Raw genomic sequence first — 17,176 nt, 5'->3', positions numbered from 1 at the left:
CGGGTAATCGCAGCGAGGTCGTCCCGAATGCCCTCCTGGAGAAGCCACGATTGGAGTTCCGCAAGGCTCATTATTCCTTGATCCCCATCGCTTTGAGAAATGCGGCCCGGAAGCCTTCGGCTGACGGCAGCGGGATACAAAGCAACTCGATTTCCATCTGATCCAGCTTCTCCAGTTTGAGCCGCTCGCCGATGCTATTGCTCCACCCAGAGAGTTCTGTGCGGGACGCCTCGACGATCTCGTCAGCAATCGCCTTCGCATTGCCTTTGGGGTAAAACGCAGCGTCAAAGCCTACAAGGCCGACTCCGCAGTATTGGACTCGCGTAGACATTACGGACGACTTGTCAAAATACTTCTTGAGGGCGTTGGTTAGTGCTGGGTCGCTCAGATCGGCCTTGTCACTCAAGAGCACCAAGTCGCGTTCCCGCTCTGCCTCCTCGTGTTCGGCTTCGATCAGGAAGGGGGCAAGGGAATTAAGGCAGGCGCGAATCGCAGAACTAGCATCTCCGTAGATTTTTGATTCACCCCAATAGAGCTTAAGGATGCCTTCCGGTGTCACACCCGCATACACCCCATCCGCGCCGTGATAGTGCATGCGCGTATCGGTCTTGAGATCCATCTTGCAAAGGATCTGTGGCAGTTTGAGGAAACGCTCCGCCAGTAGGAACAACAGCATCTCTCCACCCTCACCGGATTTGGCAAGATCGGTAAACGAGCGCTTGGCTCGTTCAACGAGTTCCGCTACTGCCTCGGTACTGTTGAACATATTGTCGCGTGCCTTCGCTTCGGCGAGCTTCGAGCGGGGAATCGCATAGTCAACCGCGGCGTTCCGTATGAATTCCGCTAGCCGACGTGGTTGAACGCGACCATTTCCGTCAACCGTAAGACAGTGGCAGTGAATCTTCACCGACTGCCCTTCAATGAGCAGATCTCGCTCTACGAGTGTAAGGTGGACCTCCAGCGCGTCAGGATCTCCTGTCAGAGCAGACGCGAGATCGGTGGCAGTGATAGTCGTCAGACAGCCTCCACTTATCATTACCCATCTGTCCTCAGACAGGTCAACGGAAGTAAATGTAACCGCCTGCGCCTCAATAGTTCAAGGTGGTCAGCTCGCAAGATTCTCCACGCCGGCGCTGCGACCGTTCGAACTCCTGCGTAATTTCGCTGACGGTCGGGTTTGCCCCCTCACGAATGCTTGAGGAGTATCCGTGGACTCTTGCTAGTGCTCCGCCAGAGCACTTGACCGCAGGGTCAATCGCGGACGCTGAGCCAACTTCCAGCCCTGCGGCAGCTGACCGATGCATTGCAGTCGTTGGTAATGCGGCACCCCCAATGACCGCTCAGGCCGACAACCCGTCGCCCACCCCTTGTGGAATCTACTGCACGCTCCAGCTACAGTCTGGCGGCAGATGCGTCGAGGACGTGTTGCTATCGAACGGTAAAGGCTCGATGAAACCTGAGTTGCTTGAACTGCTACTTACCCGTGAGATGCCCTTTGGCAAGTACAAGGGCCGGATCATCGCTGACCTGCCCGGGGCCTATCTGGCGTGGTTCGCAAGGCAGGGCTTTCCGTCAGGGGAGCTTGGGCAGTTGCTGGCCTTGATGCATGAGCTCGACCATAACAATCTGGTCGGCCTGCTGGAGCCGCTGCGCAGGCGCGGTAAGGGCGCGAGTGACTAGGTGGGCTGCGCCGCCTGTGTGTTGTCCCCAGCAGTCGGGGATAGAGGTGTGGGCAGGCTTGTGGATAAGTGTCGCGATCCGGTGCCAGCCAAGGGAATGCGAACGCTGCCTATTGATGAGGCGGTGGGGCTTTGAGGGGGCAGTCTGGGGGCAATGAGATTGTCCCGACCCCGTCGCGTGGGCCTGTAGCCGTGCTTGGGAGAGGCCGCTTTGGAATGCAAAAAATCCCTGCAAGTCTATGATTTGCAGGGCTTTTTCTGTGTTCTGGCGGACAGGGCGGGATTCGAACCCGCGTTGGGATATTATCCCAAACACGCTTTCCAGGCGTGCGACTTAAACCACTCATCCACCTGTCCAGGAAGTCGGCCATTATAGCTGCAAGCTTGGCTCAGGGAAAGGGGTTTTGGCGGGGGCTTGTGCTGGCGCGTGTTGTCGCGCCGCTACAGCTCAGGTCTTGTGGTGCTCGACATAGGCCTCGATTTCGCTCTTGAGGGCTTCCAGTTCGATGATGAGCGCGTCGATCAATTCGGCGGTGCGTGCGGCGCCGGCCGGGTTGTCGCGGCAGTGCGATTCCAGCGCTCGACCGAGGGCGACGGCCTGGCGGGCATGGAATTGGGACAGTGCGCCACAGATGGTGTGGGCCAGGCGCCGGGTGGCATCGCTGTCCGTGCCGGCTGCGCTTGCCCGCAGGCGGCTGACGGTGTCCGCGTGCCATGGGCCATAGACCGCGAGGATGCTGGCGAGCACGCCGGCGTTGCCGCGCAGGTCGTCCAGCAGCGGTTCGGGGTCGAAGTGCGCGGGTTTGTCGTATGCCATTGCTCAGCTGTCGGTGCGGGTCGTGGGCGGGCCGATGCGGGCCTCGATGGCGGCGAGGCTGACTGGCTTGATCAGGATGTCGTTGAAGCCGCCCTCCAGATAGCGCTGGTGATCCCCCTCGAGGGCGTGCGCGGTGTAGGCGACGATGCGCGTGTCCTTGAACTCGGCACGCTGGCGGATGATCCTGCAGGCGTCTTCGCCGCCCATGTCGGGCATCGAGATGTCGAGCAGGATGATGCCCGGCTGCGCCGATTCGAGTCGGGCAAGCATGTCGATCGCGCTGGAGAATTCTTCGGTTTTCCATCCCAGCCGCTTGAGGAGCACACTGGCGATGGTGACGTTGACCGGGCTGTCATCGACGATGAAGGCGAGTGTTGTGCTCATGGCTGTTCGCCCTTTTCCATTTGTGGCTGGGCGCGCGGAATGTGGATCGAGAAGGTGGAGCCTGCGCCGGGGCTGGAGTCGAAGCTGATCCGCCCGCCCATGAGGTCGAGCAGCCGCTTTACCAGCGTGAGCCCGAGGCCTGTGCCGCCGTGGTTGCGGTTGAGGAAGGTCTGCCCCTGGTAGAAGGGCTCGAAGATGCGTTCGAGTTCTTCGTTGGTCATGCCGCAGCCGGTATCGGCAACGGTGACGGTAACCTCGCCGGGCTGCTGGGTGAGGCAGAGCTCGATCTGCCCGGACTGGGTGAACTTTACCGCGTTGGACAGCAGGTTTTCGATGAGCTGGCGGACACGCACTGGATCGGCATCGATGTAGCAGGGATGCACGGGCACCTCGGTGAGCAGGGCGACGCCCTTTGCTTCTGCGTTTACGCGGTGCAGCGCGCCGACCGAGGTGACGAGGGCGCCGAGTTCGAAGGTGCGGGGCGACAGGGTGAGGCGGTTCGCCTCCACCTTGGCGAGATCGAGGACGTCGTTGAGCACGGCGAGCAGGTGTTCGCTGCTGTGGTGAATGGTCTTGGCGTAGCTGCGGTGCGCCTCGTCCTCGACCTCGAGGCTGAGCAGTTCCGAGAAGCCGATGATGCCGTTGAGTGGTGTGCGCAGTTCGTGCGACATGTTGGCGAGGAACTCGCTCTTCATCCGGTTCGCTTGCTCGGCGGTGATCCGGGCCTCCTCGATACGCCGGATCGAGGCCTGCATGGCGTCAGCCAGGCTGTTGAAGGAGCGGCCGAGTTCAGCCATCTCGTCCTTGCCCTCGGCCTTGAGGCGATGGTCGAGGTCGCCTTGCTGGAAGCGGTGGATGCCACCGATGATGTCGGTGATGCGGCGCGAGAGCAGGTTTGCCATCCACACCGCGATCATCACCACGGCCAGCACCATGAGCAGGGTGGACACGGTAAGGCCGGTGGCGGTCTGGCGCAGGCTCTGGCGGATGCTGTTCACCAGCCCTTCGCGTTCGCGCACGTTCTGCAGGTCGGCCGTTGCGATGATCTCGCCGATCCGGCGCTCGGATTCGGTGGCGGCGCGGTGGAAGTCGTCGACGTTCGCGCCGATCGTCACGTAGCCGAAGCCGCGCGGGCTCAGGGCATACTGCCCGGTGTAGTAGGGGATGGCGGCGACCGTGGTGAGCTTCTTGATGCCGCTGAAGTGGATGGCGAAGGAGCCCGAGCCGCCGTGCTCGGTCATGTCGTGCCAGCCTTGGCACTGAGGCGAGAAGTTCAGGTAGCGGCAGTCGAGGCCGACGAGGCCCGAGGCGGTCGATTGCGGGTGGGGCTTGCGGGTCAGGCGCTGATCCCGGTGGCTGGGCACGGTGGCCGAGAACGCAGGCCAGGGCATGCCGCTGGACTGCCATTCGTCGTATAGCTCGGTGTCGATCCAGGGCGTGGCGGGGTTGCCGGTCGCGGGATCGTAGCCATGAATGAAATAGTCGCGTGCGTGCGAGATGTTGCGCCCTTCGAGGTCCCACATGAAGGCGTAGTTGCCCGAGCCGGGGTCCGCGATCGGCGCGTGGCGCTCGGGCGTGGGGCGCGGTGTGTCGGTGAAGGCCATGATGTGGGCATGGTCCAGCGCCAGCGTGACGTAGCCGATGACGCGGCCGTCACGCACGACGGGCGTGGCCCAGCGCACCAGGCCCTGGAAGCGCTTGCCGACCGGGTTCTCGAGACCTGCATAGCCCGATTCGGCCGGTGAGAAGGGCAGGCCGCGCTTGAGTGCCTCCGCGGGCGTGTATTCGCCGATCCAGTGTGTTGCGACCTGGGCGCCGATCACGCGCGAGACGTAGATCTCGCCGGGCTTGAGCGCTTGCAGGGCAGGCCAGTAGTCCTCTGCGCGCACGAAGGTGTTCTCGCGCCGGCTGATGTCGCGCAGGGCTGGATCGAGCAGCGTGGCGCCGGTGTCGCTGAGGACCTTGATGCGCTCCTGGCCGTTGGTGTCGACGAAGCTCGCTTCGAGGAAGAGCGGCCGTAGCGGGTAGCGGCTGTCCGAGTCCGGTGCGCGGTAGTGGAAGTTGGCGGCGTTGTCGGGCAGCGGTTCGCGCACGCGTGCCGTGTTGCGCGGCTGCGGTGCGCTCTCGACCCAGCGCATGCCGTCGGCGCTGGGTTCGTAAGGGCCATGCTCTTCGAGCCTGCGCAGGTGCGATTCGAGGAAATCGCGGTAGCCGTCGACCGTGGGCTCGAGTCGTGCCGCACGCAGCAGGTCCTGGTCGCGCTCGTAGAGGAAGTCGGCCACGGCGCGCGCCGTGCCGGTGGTGAGGGCTTCGATGGCTTCGCGCGAGCGGTCGTCGAGCGCGTCGATGGCGTCGTCGATTGCAGTGCGGCCGGTGCGCTGCTGGGTTTCGCGCATGACGTCGGACATGCTGACGGCGCGCGTGGTGACGATGTGGCCGAGTTCGTTGGCGGCGTTCCAGGCGAACAGCGCGAGCAGCACCAGGGGAATGACCTTGATCGCGACGAAGATGGCGATCAGCTTCGCGCGCAGGTTCATGTCGCGAAACCAGGTCGGCGTGGCCATGGGAGGCTCCCTCACGGTCGCATCGTGCGCTTCAGGGGCTGTTGCGGCTACGCCGGCGCTGGGCGATCAGGGCCTGCATGTAGCCATGCAGTTCGTGGAAGGGGATGGGTTTCCGATACACCGTGACGTCCTGCGGGAGGCCACCTTCGGCGGCGATCTCCTTGGCGTTGAGTGCGGACACCACGACGATGGCGACGTCGCTCGACAGCGGGTTCTCGCGCAGGCGGCGGATCATCTCGAAACCGTCGATGCCGGGAATGCGCAGGTCGGCAATCAGCAGATCGGGCGGCTCGCGGCCGACTTCGACAAGGGCGTCGAGGCCGTGGTCGATCACGTGCAGCTCGAGCGGCATCTCCCAGTTCGCGAAGGTCTCGCGGTAGATGCCCTGGAGCAGGCGGTCGTCCTCGACGACGAGGACGCGCAGCTTGTCGCTTGCTGCTCGCGCCACGGCCATGGGCGCTTTCGCGCGTGCGAGCAATGCGTCCACAGAGTCCTGGCGGATGCGGCGGTGGCCTCCGGCCGTCTTCCAGCCGGCAAGCGTGCCGCTTTCGACCATCTGCTGCACGGCGCCGAGAGAGAGACCCAGCTGGCGCGCCGCTTGGGCAGTGCTGATGAACTCTCGCCTGGACTCGGAATCATTCGGCATGGTTGTGCGCCAACGAATCGTTTAAAAGGCCAGAAAGTATCAGAAATGATCGCTTGTCGGTGAACTCCGTGATGGGAATGATTGCTCTTCTGTTCTTGGGCTGGAGGTGGCGGTGCGTCTGCTGAAGCCGGCCGCGAGGGCTACAATGTGAGTCCGGGGTTGTGACCAGGTCGGTATCGGCGCGAGCGTCCATTCGCCGCGCCGGATCCGGCCGCGCTGCTCCGTGGGTGATATATGGCAAGCACTCCACCTTGAAGGACCTGCATGAACGCTTCACGTAATGTTCTGGGCGGGCCGCTGCTCGCCTGCAGCTATGCGCCGCTGACGGGCTTTTATCGGACCGGTTGCTGCGAGACGGGGGCGGACGATCTCGGCCGCCACATCATCTGTGTACGCGTCACGGAAGCCTTCCTGGCGTTTTCGCGCAGGGTGGGCAACGACTTGTCGACGCCGCGCCCGGAGTATCGATTCGCCGGACTCAAGCCCGGCGACCGCTGGTGCCTGTGCGCCTTGCGCTGGAAGGAGGCGCTCGACGCCGGCATGGCGCCTCCGGTGGTACTGGAGGCGACCCACGAGGCGGCGCTGCGCATTGTCGACCTGGATACGCTCAAGGCGCATGCCTTTGGCACTGCCACCGGGCCGCAGGCCTGAGCACGCATGCACGCGACCACCCTCGACCGCGACGGGCTTGTCCGCTTGCTCGAAGTCCTCGAGGTCGGCCTCGTGGAGCGTACACGCGTACTGCGCCTGAGCCTGCTCGCCGCGCTGGCGGGCGAGCACACTTTGCTCATCGGCCCGCCGGGTACGGCCAAGAGCGCACTCGCACGTCGCATCCACCTGGCCTTTAGCGATGCGCGCTACTTCGAGCGCCTGCTCACGCGCTTCACCGTGCCCGAAGAGCTGTTCGGCCCGCTTTCCATCCGCGCGCTCGAAGAAGACCGCTACGAGCGCCACACCGCAGGCTTTCTGCCCGAGGCCGGGGTCGCATTCATCGACGAGGTGTTCAAGGCGAACAGCGCCATCCTCAACGCGCTGCTGACCCTGCTCAACGAGCGCGAGTTCGACAACGGTGCCGGGCGTGTGCGCTGCCCGCTGATCAGCGTGGTCGGCGCCACCAACCATGTGCCCGAAGACGAAGTGGGCGAAGCGTTTTTCGACCGCTTCCTGCTCCGCTTGGCGGTCGAGCCGGTGAGCGCGGAGGGCTTCGCGCGTCTGCTCGCCGGCAATGGCCGGAATGCGCTTGCGGCATGCGATGCCGGGGCACCGTCAGCGGTGCCCGAGGACTTGAGACTGCCGGCCGCCGTGTGCGATGCCCTGCGTGAGGCTGCCGCTGCGGTCCGCTTGCCCGCCGATGTGCTCGCCCGGCTTGCCGAACTGCGGGTCTGGCTGACCGGCCAGCAGTACTACGTGTCGGACCGGCGCTGGGTCAAGATCGCCCACCTGCTGCGCGTGGCGGCGGCGAGCGAGGGCAGGGCCGAAGTCGCGCCCTGGGACCTGGGCCTGCTGCCCAGCTGTATCGCCGCCGACGAGGCGGGACGGCAAGCGGTGGCCGACTGGCTTGCTTGCCGCCTTGGTGTGCGCGAGGCGCTGTCACCGCCGCGCCTGACAAGGGTGGTCGAGGCGTTCGAGGCTCAGCTCAAGGCCGAGCGCGAGGCCAACGACCTCGACTACGACGAGTCTGGGCGGTTGCGTTTTTCGGCCATTGCCCATGCCGAGACCCTGGCCGGAGCGTTCAGCAGTGGAATCGGTGGCGGCATGGGCAGCGAGCAGGCCAGCGCCCTTGCCGGGGAGATCGGCGATGCGAAGGGTGGGGCGGGCGCGTTGCGCATGACCTACGCGCGCAAGCGCCGCTACGGTGCATTGCACGTGACGGCGCGCACCACGCAGATCGACGCGCTGTTGCCGCGCATCGCCGCCTACCAGGGCGAGATCGACGCCCAGCGGGGCGCGCTGCGGGCGTGGGCTGCGCAGTCGTTGTGGGCCGACCCCGCTTTTGTCGACGCGGCACAGGTGCAGCTTGCGCACACGGCGGCGCAGATCGAGTCCCTGGCGTTGCGTGCGGGTATGGCGCGCGCAGGCTTCGAGGCCTTGCCGCGGCTCGATGAGGCCGGCGCGATGCCGGCGCCGGTCGAGCACGAGCCGCTGCCCGACTGAAGAGGCTTCGTGTCCGCGCCGGCAGCCGTTCCGCAGTTGTTCGAAGCGCTCGAGGCGCCGCTGGCAACGCTCGATCGCCTGCCGCGTGCGTTGTGGCTGGGCGGCATGACGCATGCGCAGGGTGAACTGGTCGGCCGCCTCGAGGCGCTCGAAGCCTGGCGGCAGGCGCTGTTGGCCGGCGATGTGCCGGCAGATGCGGGCGCGGCGGGCGGCTGGCCGGCCTCGGGCATGCGCGCCGCGTTGCTGGCGTGCGTGGACGGCCTCGGGCTGGCCGCTTACTGCCGGGCGCGCGAGGACGTCACCGATACGGTGTTGCAGAGCCTGTTGTTCCATCTCGACCTGGTTGTGGACTACCGCGACCGTGGCGCCAGCGCCGCGGACGCGCAGGCGATGGCGCTCGCGGCTTTCAGTGCGGACTGGGCCGAGCGCTGCGGCGACATGGACGAGCTCATCGCGGCATTCGGCGACCTGGGGGATCTGCTCAAGAACACGCGTTGGGACGCCTTGCGCGGCCTGCTGCGCAGCAGCGAGTGGCGCGAGGTGGTGCGCATCCGCCGGCTCATCGAGCGTTTGCCGGCGCTTGCACGCATCATCCGCAGCCTGGGCCGGGCGCGCCAGGTGGACGATGCGTTGGCCTCGAGCCGGGCTTTGCAGGAGGTGGTCGAGCCCGCCAGCGTGCTGTGCACCAGCGCGCGCCGGCTGCGCGTGCCCGAGCTGCCGGGCGAGACGCGCGGCGTGCATCGCGCGGGGCGCATCGCCCGCATGCTGCCGTCCGAGGCAATGCTGCTGGGCCACCCGCAGCTGCGCTTGATCTGGCATGCCCGCCATGCCGAGCGCAGCCTGCTGTGCTACGAGGATGACGACCACCTGCAGGAGGAATGCCAGCGCCCGGCGCCGGTGCTGCGCCCCAGCCTGCAGCCGGCGACAGCGCGCCGGCTGGAGATGGGGCCGATGCTGATCTGTGTCGATACCTCGGGTTCGATGCAGGGCGGTGCCGAGGCCGTCGCCAAGGCGGTGGTGCTGGAGGCGGTGCGCTGTGCCCATGCCCAGCGCCGCGCTTGCCATGTGTTTGCCTTCGGCGGCCCGGATGAGGTGGTGGAGATGGTGCTTGGCGTCGACGCCGCCGGTATTGCCAAGCTCGCGCGCTTCCTGGGCCAGAGCTTTGGCGGCGGGACAGACATCTGCGCGCCGCTCGAACGCGCGATTGCCCGCCTGGAGGAGGCCGAGTGGCAGCTTGCCGACCTGCTGATTGCATCCGATGGCGAATTCGGCGCCACGCCGGCGCTCGCCGACCGTCTGCATGCAGTGCGGCGCGACCAGGGCCTGCGCGTGCAAGGCATCCTCATCGGCGACCGCGAAACGATCGGCCTGCTCGAACTCGCCGACGACATCCACTGGGTGCGCGACTGGCGCCGCTACGGCCAGGCCGGTGAGGGCCAGCCGACGCGTGGCGAGGGTGCCGAGGCGGGTGGTTCGCCGGTGCACTCCAAGAGCCTGACCGCGAGCTACTTCCCAGGCGCCTTGCGCAACCCCGAGAACCGGAGCCGTACGGTCAGCCCGGAAGCCGCTGCGGCGGCCGTGCGCGCGGGGTGGTCGAGCGCTGCGGACGCGGCTGAGACCAACTCTGCACATCCAATGCCACCGACAAGGACCGACCCATGAGTTTCGCTGCCGACCTCATTGCCGATCTCGAACGCGCGACTGCCGGCAAGCCCGTGCCGCGGGTAAAGGCCCTGCATCTGCCGCCGGCGGCGGCCGCAGCGTCCAAGAATGGAGAGTTCTGCGCACTCGAACTCGACGACGGCGCGCTCGGCATCTCCTATGTGCTGCTCGATGGCGCCTTGACGCGGCTGGCTGCCGCTGACGATCCACACACCATCGTCGGCATGGATGCACTTGCGCTTGCGCGCGAGTACGCTGCTTCGGACGGTGCTGCCGGTCGCGCCGAGGCCGCACGCCGCCAGTTGCGCCGTACGCTGGGCTTTGCCGCGGCGAACGCGCTGTCGCGCACGGTGATGGCGCGGATGGGCTTTGCGCCGCCGCACGCAGCCGATTCGATCGGTGGCATTGCGCCGCAGCCAGGTGACCACGTCGGCATGGTCGGGCTGTTTTCGCCGCTGCTCAAGCAGGTCACCGCCGCCGGGGCACGGCTCACCGTCGTCGAACTCAACCCGGACTACGCCGGAAGCTACGACGCTTACCGCGTCACCCTGGATCCGGCCGCGCTCGCAAGCTGCAACAAGGTGCTGTCGACCAGTACCATCCTGCTCAACCACACGGTCGATGCCATGCTGGCCCACTGCCGCAAGGCCAGCCGCGTCGCCCTCATCGGGCCGAGCGCGGGCTGCCTGCCCGGCCCCTTGTTTGCGCGCGGGGTCGACGTGGTGGGTGGCAGCTGGGTGACCGACCGCGAGGGTTTCATCGACGCCTTGCGAAGGGGTGATTCCTGGAGCGCGTTCGCGTATAAGTTCGCCCTTGCATCGGCCGACTGGCCGGCCACGCCCGCATAGGGCAGGCAGGCAGGACGGCGGCAAGACCGTCCGCCCGCGCAGCGCACAACAATAATCGGACCTCTCCCCATGCAGCTCACCCCCAGACTCGTCGCCTTCCTGCTCCTGCCGCCCATCCTGTGGGCGACCAACGCCGTGGTCGGTCGCATTGCCATCGACAGCATCGCACCGCTGTGGCTCAACGCGCTGCGCTGGGTGGTGGCCTTCCTGATCCTGCTGCCACTGGGCTGGCGAGCGGTCGCCACCGCCGAGGCGCGCGCGCAGATCCGCGTCCGCTGGGCCCACCTCGCGGTGCTCGGGCTGATCGGGGTAGGGGCGTACAACGCGCTGCAGTACATGGCGCTACGGACCAGCACGCCGCTCAACGTCACGCTCATCGCCTCCAGCGCGCCGGTGTGGATGATGCTCATCGGCCTGGTGTTCTACCGTGTCGTCCCGCGCCCGGTGCAGGTGTTCGGCGCCATGATGTCGCTCGTCGGCGTCGCCCTGGTGCTGTCGCGCGGCGACCTTGGGGCGCTTGCGCGCATCGAGTTTGTCGAGGGCGACCTGCTGATGCTGCTCGCCATGATCGGGTGGACGGCCTACAGCTGGATGCTGGCCCGCCCGCCGGCGCACATGCGCGGCGACCAGCGCCCGGCCTGGAACTGGGCCGAATTTCTCGTCGCCCAATGCGTGTTCGGGGTGCTGTGGGCCGTTGCCGCGGCCGCCGCGGGCGATGTGCTGATCCCGGCCGGACCCACCCAGTGGTCCTGGGGCCTGGTGGCAGCCATCCTCTATGTCGCCATTGGCCCGTCCATCCTGGCCTATCGCTTTTGGGGTGCGGCGGTGGCAGAGGCCGGGCCGGCCACGGCTGCAATCTTCTACAACTTCACCCCACTCTTCGCCGCAATCCTGTCTGCTGCGGTCATTGGCGAATGGCCCAAGCTTTACCACGGCCTTGCTTTTGCGCTCATCCTGGGCGGCGTGCTGGTGTCGACCCGCGGCGGCAGGGGCTGATCGGTACGACGCATCCGACGCGACCCGCCATGGCTTCGCTCTTCGACATCCTCGCCGAGCAGCGCATCCTCGAAGCCGGGCGCAACGGCGCCTTCGACAACCTGCCCGGCGCGGGCAGGCCGCTGGTGTTCGACGACGAGCTCTTCGTCTCGCCCGAGCAGCGCATGGCCAACAAGGTGCTGCGCAATGCCGGCTTCGCCCCGCCTGAGCTTGCACTGCGCAAGGAGCTGGCCGACCTGCGTCGGCGTATCGCCGAACTGGACGAAGGCGCGGAGCGCAGCCGCCTGCGGCGCCGGCTGGCGGAGCTGATGGTGCAGTTGCAGGAGATGGGGCGCCGGTAAGCGCCCCGCGCCTGTGTGCCTCAGAAGCTCGACTCTAAGGTGCATCTCGATTCCAGCGGTCGGACCGCAACAGTCAAGCCACCGGCTCCGCGCTTCGCTTGCCGGCATTTGGGCTTGAGTGAACGGCGGTAGGCGCGGCGCGAGCTGTGGGGTGTGACTGCACGTGTGAGTCGCCTGGCCGCTCGCGTTGTTTGTGCGAAAGACGTGTGTCCAGGCGGCGCCGTCGGTGAACAGCATCAGCCGCGCGATAGGTGCTCGTCCGTGGGAGCGATTGTTCCGCGCGGAGGGGGCGGGAAAAGAACGTCGCTCAGTGAACGGTTACTGCAGGATGGTGTTGCTGTGTCATAATGCATATTCAAAAAACATATGCCGAAGACATTTTGCACGTCTCTGTTGCCGTTGGCGCCAACTTTTTTGGAAAGAAGATCATGCACCACGAAACCACCAACGCATCCTTCCATCCTCGCTCTGCCTTCCGCCTCAGGCCCCTCGCATTTGCCCTGGCCGCCCTGCCGCTGTTCTTTCCCGCTGTGGCGCAGGCACAGGGCGGTATCACCAACCTCGGCGCCCTGGGTGGGACGAATTCGGGCGCCACCAGCGTCAGTCTCGACGGCGCCGTGGTGGTGGGCGCAAGCACCATCATGGCCGGTGACCAGGCCGATCGGGCCTTCCTCTGGACGCAGGATAGCGGCATGATCAACCTCGGTACCTTGGGCGGGACGCATTCGGAAGCACACGGTGTCTCTGCCGACGGGGCGGTGGTTGTAGGCGGGTCGGATACGACCAACGATGAGGCTTGGCGCGCCTTCCGTTGGACACGGGGCTCGGGCATGGTGGATCTGGGCACCTTGGGTGGGCCGAATTCGTATGCCCATGCCATTAGTTCAGACGGAACGGTGGTGGTGGGTTGGGCCGATAAGAGCGACATGCAGTATCGCGCGTTTCGCTGGACGCAAGACGGTGGCATGGAAGATCTGGGCACACTGGGCGGGCTTTGGTCGGTTCCCGAAGGCGTCTCGGCCGACGGCGCGGTGGTGGTGGGTGCCTCCCTTACGGCCGGCAATGAGGCTTGGCACGCATTCCGCTGGACGCAGAACACGGGCATGGTAAATCTGGGGGGCATCACGGGCAGGACGAATTCGCAGGCCAACGGCGTCTCCGCCGATGGCGCTGTGGTCGTGGGTGGGGCCTTCGATGTAGGCAGAGTGATAGATGAGGGGGAGCTTGACTACGAGCTCGGCGTGAGAGAAAACGTGCATGCCTTCCGCTGGACGCAGGACATCGGGATGGTGGATCTCGGGACCCTGGGGGGAGCGGAGGCGAATGCCCATGGCGTCTCCGGCGACGGTGCCGTGGTGGTGGGCTGGGCCTTGACGCCCGGCGGGAGCCAGCGAGCCTTCCGCTGGACTCAGGACGCCAGCATGCAGTCGGTGGAAGACTGGCTGCGCGACGCCGGGGTGGCTGTGCCTGTGGATATCACTCGAGTGGCGAATGCGACGAACGTCGACGGCAGCGTGGTGGTCGGCACGCTTGCGAGCGGCCAAGCCTTCATCGCCCGCGTGGCCGACAGTGGCAGTGGTGGTAATGGTGGTAATGGTGGTAATGGTGGTAATGGTGGTAATGGCGGCAACGGTGGCGGCCTGATTACGCTGCAAGATCTGCAGCAAAGTCTCGCCGACACGTCGGTGGGCGGCGGGATGGCGCTTTCCGCCGCCGTCACGGTACTCAACGGTGCCCACAGCCGTCCGTTGTCGCGCCGCGTGGATGAGGGGCAGCGCGCCTTTTGGCTGGCTGGCGACTGGGGGCGGGACGGCCACGGCGCCCGTTCCGGAGATCTCGGCCTTGCTGAAGTCGGTTTCGGCAAGAATTTCGGCGCAGCGCAGGTCAATGTTTCGCTCGGCCAGACCTGGGCAAAGCAGGATCAGGCGCACAACGGCCGGACGAAGACCGCCGGTACCTATGTGCTGGCCCAGGCGCTGATCCCGGTCTCGGGCAATCTGTGGGGAGCCGTCGGCGCGTATGTGCATCGGGGTGAGGCGGACATGAGGCGCGGCTATCTCAACGCTGGGGCGCAGGATTACTCACGAGGCACGCCAAATGTGAACACCTGGGGCCTGCGCGCGCGCCTCGAATGGGACCAGGCCTGGCATGTCGCCAATGCCGATGTATTGCCCTACGTCGATCTGAGCCATGCCAAGGCAAGGCTCGCCGCCTACACCGAAACCAGCGGCGGCTTTCCAGCGCGCTTCGACAGCCGCAAGGAAAAGGCCACTGAACTGCGCCTCGGCGTGAATGCGGCCAAACTACTGGGGAACGGCTTGAATCTCATCGGGATGCTCGAAGCTGCGCACCGCTTCGAGAAAAGCGGCCCGCGCAGCTCGGGTCAGGTGATCGGTCTGTCGGACTTTGGCCTCGATGGACGGAGGAACGACCGGAACTGGCTGCGCCTTGGCGTGGGGGTGGAAGGTAAGCTGGCCGGTGGCCGCGCATCACTCATGCTCAACGCCACCACCAAGGGCGAAACGTCGAACGCATGGCTGGCGGCGAATTGGCAACACGCGTTCTGAGGAGCGTCGACGCTGATCGCGAAGCAGTTCATGCAGCCCGGGCGACCGAACCACCTGCGCCACCTAGGCCAGATTGCCGTCGGGGAAGCCGCCGCCGATGTCGCTGTGCGCGCCGATGAAGTCGCGCTCGATGCGTGTCTGTTCAGCAGTGATCGCGCTGCCCATGATGGACTCGAGCGGGAAGGCGACCAGATTGAAACGGTATTCGTTCAAGGCGATCGCCCGTGCGACGTAGGCGAACTCATCCGGGATGCCCAGGGCGTAGTTGCCGGTGTGGGTGCTCAGCACCGTGTCCCATAGGTGTAGGGAGCGCAGTCAAATGAACTCCCACGAGGGGTTGTACCAAGGGGCGTCTTTCAGGTAACCGGAAGTGCAACGAATCTTCTTGATCAGCCCGCCCGGGTCGTCGCACGAGAGGTCGCCGCCGTAGAGGCTGTAGACACGGCCGGTTCCTCCTGTCTTCGGGTCACGGACGGTTTCCTGCACGCTCCAGGACAGCAGCACTCCGTCGTCCTTGATGCGGAAGACGAGGTAGATTGCGCGGCCCCTGCCTCGGCTGGCGTAGCGTAAGACTTCAGCCGGAATGCGGCTGGCGATTTCAACCTTGTAGTCGCCGATGATTTCCCCAAAGTCCAATGTGTCGGTGACTCTGCCGGTGCTCGAGATTAGCTTCCCATAAATGGCTGTCCTCCACGTCACACGTACCCAGTTTGGGACGCTCGCTCCGGCAAAGGACAGGTTTCCCGAATTCCTCGAACTCAGGGTGGCGGAAGCAAAAAGCTGGCTCCCGGTGTCTGAAACTGCGAGCAGACCGGGTTTTTCCTCCGCGCCTTTTGCTAATTCATATCGTATAACCGCTCCGAAGCCGGGGCGAGCAAACGAGTTCGCGATGCTGCCGCAGGCGGCGCTCAAGCCGGATGCAAGCAGTGCGACAACGGCGGTTCGTCGTTTCATGCAAAATCTCCTCATTGCACGTTCAGGGTAACGCCATAGCCATTTTTATCGAGCCATTCCAGGTACCCGTGCATATCGACTGTTCCTGCGATGGAATCGAGTGTGTTCGGATCGGGCTTATAGGCGATGTATTCCAATGTGTCGCCCCAGTTCATTCCGAAGGTATTGGCCTGTCGCTGCTTCTCCGTGCTCCCGTCCAGATAGCGTACCGTGCGGTCTTCGCTCGTGGCGGTGGGGCCGCCTTGGAGCAGGTTGGTGCTTCGGTCATGGATGACGGGGTTGGCGATGATGGATTCCTGCTCTGCTGTGGGTGGTCTCATGTCAACTCCGGCCGCCTTGGCCTGCTCGACCATCCAGAGCAGAGCGACTTTCGCCAGATCGCCATCGGGGAAGCCGCCACCGATGTCGCTGTGCGCGCCGAGAAAGCCGCGCTCGATGCGCACCTGCCCAGGCGTGTAGCTGCTCGCGCCGATGGATTCCAGCGGGAAGCCGCCCTGGTGCATGCTGTGCGGCTTGGGGTTGCGCTGCCCGTATTCGTCGATGATCCCCGAACGGTGCTCGTTGAGCGCCACCGCTTGCGCGACGTAGGCGAACTCGCCTGGTATGCCGAGGTTGTAACCCGTGCCGCTGAAGTTGGTGGAGAGCACGGTGTCGAAGAGGCCCATGAAGCGGAAGTTGACTCGCTGGCAGAGCGCGACCGCCTCGCCGTTGACGACATCGCTGAATTGCCGAGCGATGACGCGAAGCGGTGCTTTTGGCGTAGCTGGCGGGACTGATGTCTTGAGTGTCCGCGCCAGGAGAAACGGCATCGGCATTGTTCAGTAGTCGGTCTCGATCTTCCTGCCGGTGCGCTTGTCGATGTACCAGCCTTTGTGATGGGTGCGGACGATCCGGCCGTCCACGATGTTGTCGGTATAGGTGGCCTCCCGGAAGTCACCGCCGATGAACGAGTACACGGGCCGTACATGCGGGTACGGCTTGAGCTCCATGACGGCCCGTTGGGCCGCTTTCGCGTCGTAGCCCGGCCTGCGCTCGATGTCCCAGCCGAGCAGCGTGCCCTGTTCGCTCATGCGGAACTTCAGGCGCAGGTTGCCGCGCGGGTCGCGCTTGAGGTCGTCGATCAGCGCCTGCGGGATGCGCGTTCCGACCTCGATGATCTCGTCGCCGATGATGTTGCCGGCGTAGAGCGCTCGACCGTCGGGTACGAACTTGCTGGAGTCGCGCCACACGACGCGCACCCGTTCGGGCACTGGCTGCGAGAGCACCATCTGGGTTTGTGTTTGTAACCGTTGCCCTCCCTTTTGGTAAAACGGGTACTTCGCATCCTCCGGAAAGAACTCGACGCCGAGAAACTCCTGCCCGTCCATTGCATCGACCACCAGTTCGAAGCCCGGGCGACCAAACCTCTTGAGCATGCGTTCGCGGCTCTCCAGGTAGCGCGCCTGCTCGGGGGTTGTCGGCTTGGGGGCCGGCGGTGGCGTGCTGCGGCAGCCGTTCAGCAGCACGTACGCTGCGGAAGTCAGCACAAGGCGTCGTCTCGTCAGGCTCATTTCGCTGTGTCTCC

Annotated in this window: 17 protein-coding genes and 1 tRNA gene; 8 read left to right on the top strand and 10 right to left on the bottom strand. The window is 65.4% G+C overall.

Going from position 1 to position 17,176, the window contains the following annotated elements:
• Positions 1 to 70: 70 nt before the first annotated feature.
• Complete coding sequence (locus LQF09_RS12230) at positions 71 to 1,036, bottom strand: HamA C-terminal domain-containing protein (RefSeq protein ID WP_270068077.1); 966 nt, start codon at positions 1,034 to 1,036, stop codon at positions 71 to 73.
• 413 nt (positions 1,037 to 1,449) lie between these two features.
• Here LQF09_RS12230 and LQF09_RS12225 point away from each other — a divergent pair, with 413 nt between their 5' ends.
• Positions 1,450 to 1,680: a DUF3820 family protein gene (locus LQF09_RS12225; RefSeq protein ID WP_198291898.1), complete on the top strand. Its 231-nt coding sequence runs from the start codon at positions 1,450 to 1,452 to the stop codon at positions 1,678 to 1,680.
• A gap of 265 nt (positions 1,681 to 1,945) precedes the next feature.
• On the opposite strand, the gene LQF09_RS12220 is transcribed toward LQF09_RS12225, so the two are convergent.
• The 5 genes from LQF09_RS12220 to LQF09_RS12200 all read right to left on the bottom strand — a co-directional run bounded on the left by LQF09_RS12220 (position 1,946) and on the right by LQF09_RS12200 (position 6,090).
• Positions 1,946 to 2,036: transfer RNA gene (locus LQF09_RS12220), tRNA-Ser, on the bottom strand.
• A gap of 91 nt (positions 2,037 to 2,127) precedes the next feature.
• Entirely contained in the window at positions 2,128 to 2,496 is a 369-nt protein-coding gene (locus LQF09_RS12215; RefSeq protein ID WP_002935410.1) for an Hpt domain-containing protein, read from the bottom strand.
• Positions 2,497 to 2,499: 3 nt separating this feature from the next.
• Complete coding sequence (locus tag LQF09_RS12210; protein WP_002929210.1) at positions 2,500 to 2,880, bottom strand: response regulator; 381 nt, start codon at positions 2,878 to 2,880, stop codon at positions 2,500 to 2,502.
• Positions 2,877 to 5,444, bottom strand: coding sequence for a sensor histidine kinase (locus LQF09_RS12205; RefSeq protein WP_002935412.1), 2,568 nt, complete (start codon positions 5,442 to 5,444; stop codon positions 2,877 to 2,879). The genes LQF09_RS12210 and LQF09_RS12205 overlap by 4 nt, the downstream gene beginning before the upstream one ends.
• A gap of 31 nt (positions 5,445 to 5,475) precedes the next feature.
• On the bottom strand, positions 5,476 to 6,090 hold the full coding sequence (locus LQF09_RS12200) for a response regulator (RefSeq protein ID WP_002929213.1): 615 nt from the start codon (positions 6,088 to 6,090) through the stop codon (positions 5,476 to 5,478).
• 264 nt (positions 6,091 to 6,354) lie between these two features.
• On the opposite strand from LQF09_RS12200, the gene LQF09_RS12195 reads away from it, so the two are divergent.
• The 7 genes from LQF09_RS12195 (at position 6,355) to LQF09_RS12165 (ending at position 14,658) form a co-directional block, all read left to right on the top strand.
• Entirely contained in the window at positions 6,355 to 6,741 is a 387-nt protein-coding gene (locus LQF09_RS12195) for a DUF2237 family protein (RefSeq protein ID WP_002929217.1), read from the top strand.
• 6 nt (positions 6,742 to 6,747) lie between these two features.
• On the top strand, positions 6,748 to 8,244 hold the full coding sequence (locus LQF09_RS12190) for an AAA family ATPase (RefSeq protein ID WP_270068076.1): 1,497 nt from the start codon (positions 6,748 to 6,750) through the stop codon (positions 8,242 to 8,244).
• Positions 8,245 to 8,253: 9 nt separating this feature from the next.
• A complete protein-coding gene (locus LQF09_RS12185; protein ID WP_270068075.1) occupies positions 8,254 to 9,906 on the top strand; it encodes a VWA domain-containing protein in 1,653 nt (550 codons plus the stop codon).
• Positions 9,903 to 10,754 carry a Rossmann-like domain-containing protein gene (locus tag LQF09_RS12180; protein ID WP_270068074.1) on the top strand — a complete coding sequence of 284 codons (852 nt, stop codon included), beginning with the start codon at positions 9,903 to 9,905 and terminating at the stop codon, positions 10,752 to 10,754. The genes LQF09_RS12185 and LQF09_RS12180 overlap by 4 nt, the downstream gene beginning before the upstream one ends.
• 69 nt (positions 10,755 to 10,823) lie before the next feature.
• Positions 10,824 to 11,750: a DMT family transporter gene (locus LQF09_RS12175; protein WP_002929225.1), complete on the top strand. Its 927-nt coding sequence runs from the start codon at positions 10,824 to 10,826 to the stop codon at positions 11,748 to 11,750.
• A gap of 29 nt (positions 11,751 to 11,779) precedes the next feature.
• Positions 11,780 to 12,091 (top strand): DnaJ family domain-containing protein, encoded by a 312-nt coding sequence (locus LQF09_RS12170; protein WP_002929227.1) that lies wholly within the window; start codon positions 11,780 to 11,782, stop codon positions 12,089 to 12,091.
• Positions 12,092 to 12,438: 347 nt separating this feature from the next.
• Complete coding sequence (locus LQF09_RS12165; RefSeq protein WP_270068073.1) at positions 12,439 to 14,658, top strand: autotransporter domain-containing protein; 2,220 nt, start codon at positions 12,439 to 12,441, stop codon at positions 14,656 to 14,658.
• Positions 14,659 to 14,721: 63 nt separating this feature from the next.
• On the opposite strand, the gene LQF09_RS12160 is transcribed toward LQF09_RS12165, so the two are convergent.
• The 4 genes from LQF09_RS12160 to LQF09_RS12145 are packed head-to-tail and all read right to left on the bottom strand — an operon-like array spanning position 14,722 to position 17,162.
• A complete protein-coding gene (locus tag LQF09_RS12160) occupies positions 14,722 to 14,946 on the bottom strand; it encodes a hypothetical protein (protein ID WP_270068072.1) in 225 nt (74 codons plus the stop codon).
• Positions 14,947 to 14,973: 27 nt separating this feature from the next.
• A complete protein-coding gene (locus tag LQF09_RS12155) occupies positions 14,974 to 15,612 on the bottom strand; it encodes a hypothetical protein (RefSeq protein WP_270068071.1) in 639 nt (212 codons plus the stop codon).
• Between the two features lie 11 nt (positions 15,613 to 15,623).
• Positions 15,624 to 16,421, bottom strand: coding sequence for a phospholipase effector Tle1 domain-containing protein (locus LQF09_RS12150; RefSeq protein ID WP_270068070.1), 798 nt, complete (start codon positions 16,419 to 16,421; stop codon positions 15,624 to 15,626).
• Positions 16,422 to 16,430: 9 nt separating this feature from the next.
• Complete coding sequence (locus LQF09_RS12145; RefSeq protein ID WP_270068069.1) at positions 16,431 to 17,162, bottom strand: energy transducer TonB; 732 nt, start codon at positions 17,160 to 17,162, stop codon at positions 16,431 to 16,433.
• Between the last annotated feature and the right edge of the window lie 14 nt (positions 17,163 to 17,176).

Source organism: Thauera sp. WB-2 (assembly GCF_027594845.1).
GTDB lineage: Bacteria > Pseudomonadota > Gammaproteobacteria > Burkholderiales > Rhodocyclaceae > Thauera > Thauera mechernichensis.
The sequence above is the reverse complement of the archived record's forward strand: the minus strand, read 5'-3'. Positions and strand labels throughout refer to the sequence as shown.

Bases quoted from the DNA above. Each gene is read 5' to 3' on its own strand.
- LQF09_RS12230 (WP_270068077.1), bottom strand. From the start codon at position 1,036: ATGATAAGTGGAGGCTGTCTGACGACTATCACTGCCACCGATCTCGCG.
- LQF09_RS12225 (WP_198291898.1), top strand. From the start codon at position 1,450: ATGAAACCTGAGTTGCTTGAACTGCTACTTACCCGTGAGATGCCCTTT.
- LQF09_RS12215 (WP_002935410.1), bottom strand. From the start codon at position 2,496: ATGGCATACGACAAACCCGCGCACTTCGACCCCGAACCGCTGCTGGAC.
- LQF09_RS12210 (WP_002929210.1), bottom strand. From the start codon at position 2,880: ATGAGCACAACACTCGCCTTCATCGTCGATGACAGCCCGGTCAACGTC.
- LQF09_RS12205 (WP_002935412.1), bottom strand. From the start codon at position 5,444: ATGGCCACGCCGACCTGGTTTCGCGACATGAACCTGCGCGCGAAGCTG.
- LQF09_RS12200 (WP_002929213.1), bottom strand. From the start codon at position 6,090: ATGCCGAATGATTCCGAGTCCAGGCGAGAGTTCATCAGCACTGCCCAA.
- LQF09_RS12195 (WP_002929217.1), top strand. From the start codon at position 6,355: ATGAACGCTTCACGTAATGTTCTGGGCGGGCCGCTGCTCGCCTGCAGC.
- LQF09_RS12190 (WP_270068076.1), top strand. From the start codon at position 6,748: ATGCACGCGACCACCCTCGACCGCGACGGGCTTGTCCGCTTGCTCGAA.
- LQF09_RS12180 (WP_270068074.1), top strand. From the start codon at position 9,903: ATGAGTTTCGCTGCCGACCTCATTGCCGATCTCGAACGCGCGACTGCC.
- LQF09_RS12175 (WP_002929225.1), top strand. From the start codon at position 10,824: ATGCAGCTCACCCCCAGACTCGTCGCCTTCCTGCTCCTGCCGCCCATC.
- LQF09_RS12170 (WP_002929227.1), top strand. From the start codon at position 11,780: ATGGCTTCGCTCTTCGACATCCTCGCCGAGCAGCGCATCCTCGAAGCC.
- LQF09_RS12165 (WP_270068073.1), top strand. From the start codon at position 12,439: ATGCATATTCAAAAAACATATGCCGAAGACATTTTGCACGTCTCTGTT.
- LQF09_RS12155 (WP_270068071.1), bottom strand. From the start codon at position 15,612: ATGAAACGACGAACCGCCGTTGTCGCACTGCTTGCATCCGGCTTGAGC.
- LQF09_RS12150 (WP_270068070.1), bottom strand. From the start codon at position 16,421: ATGCCGTTTCTCCTGGCGCGGACACTCAAGACATCAGTCCCGCCAGCT.
- LQF09_RS12145 (WP_270068069.1), bottom strand. From the start codon at position 17,162: ATGAGCCTGACGAGACGACGCCTTGTGCTGACTTCCGCAGCGTACGTG.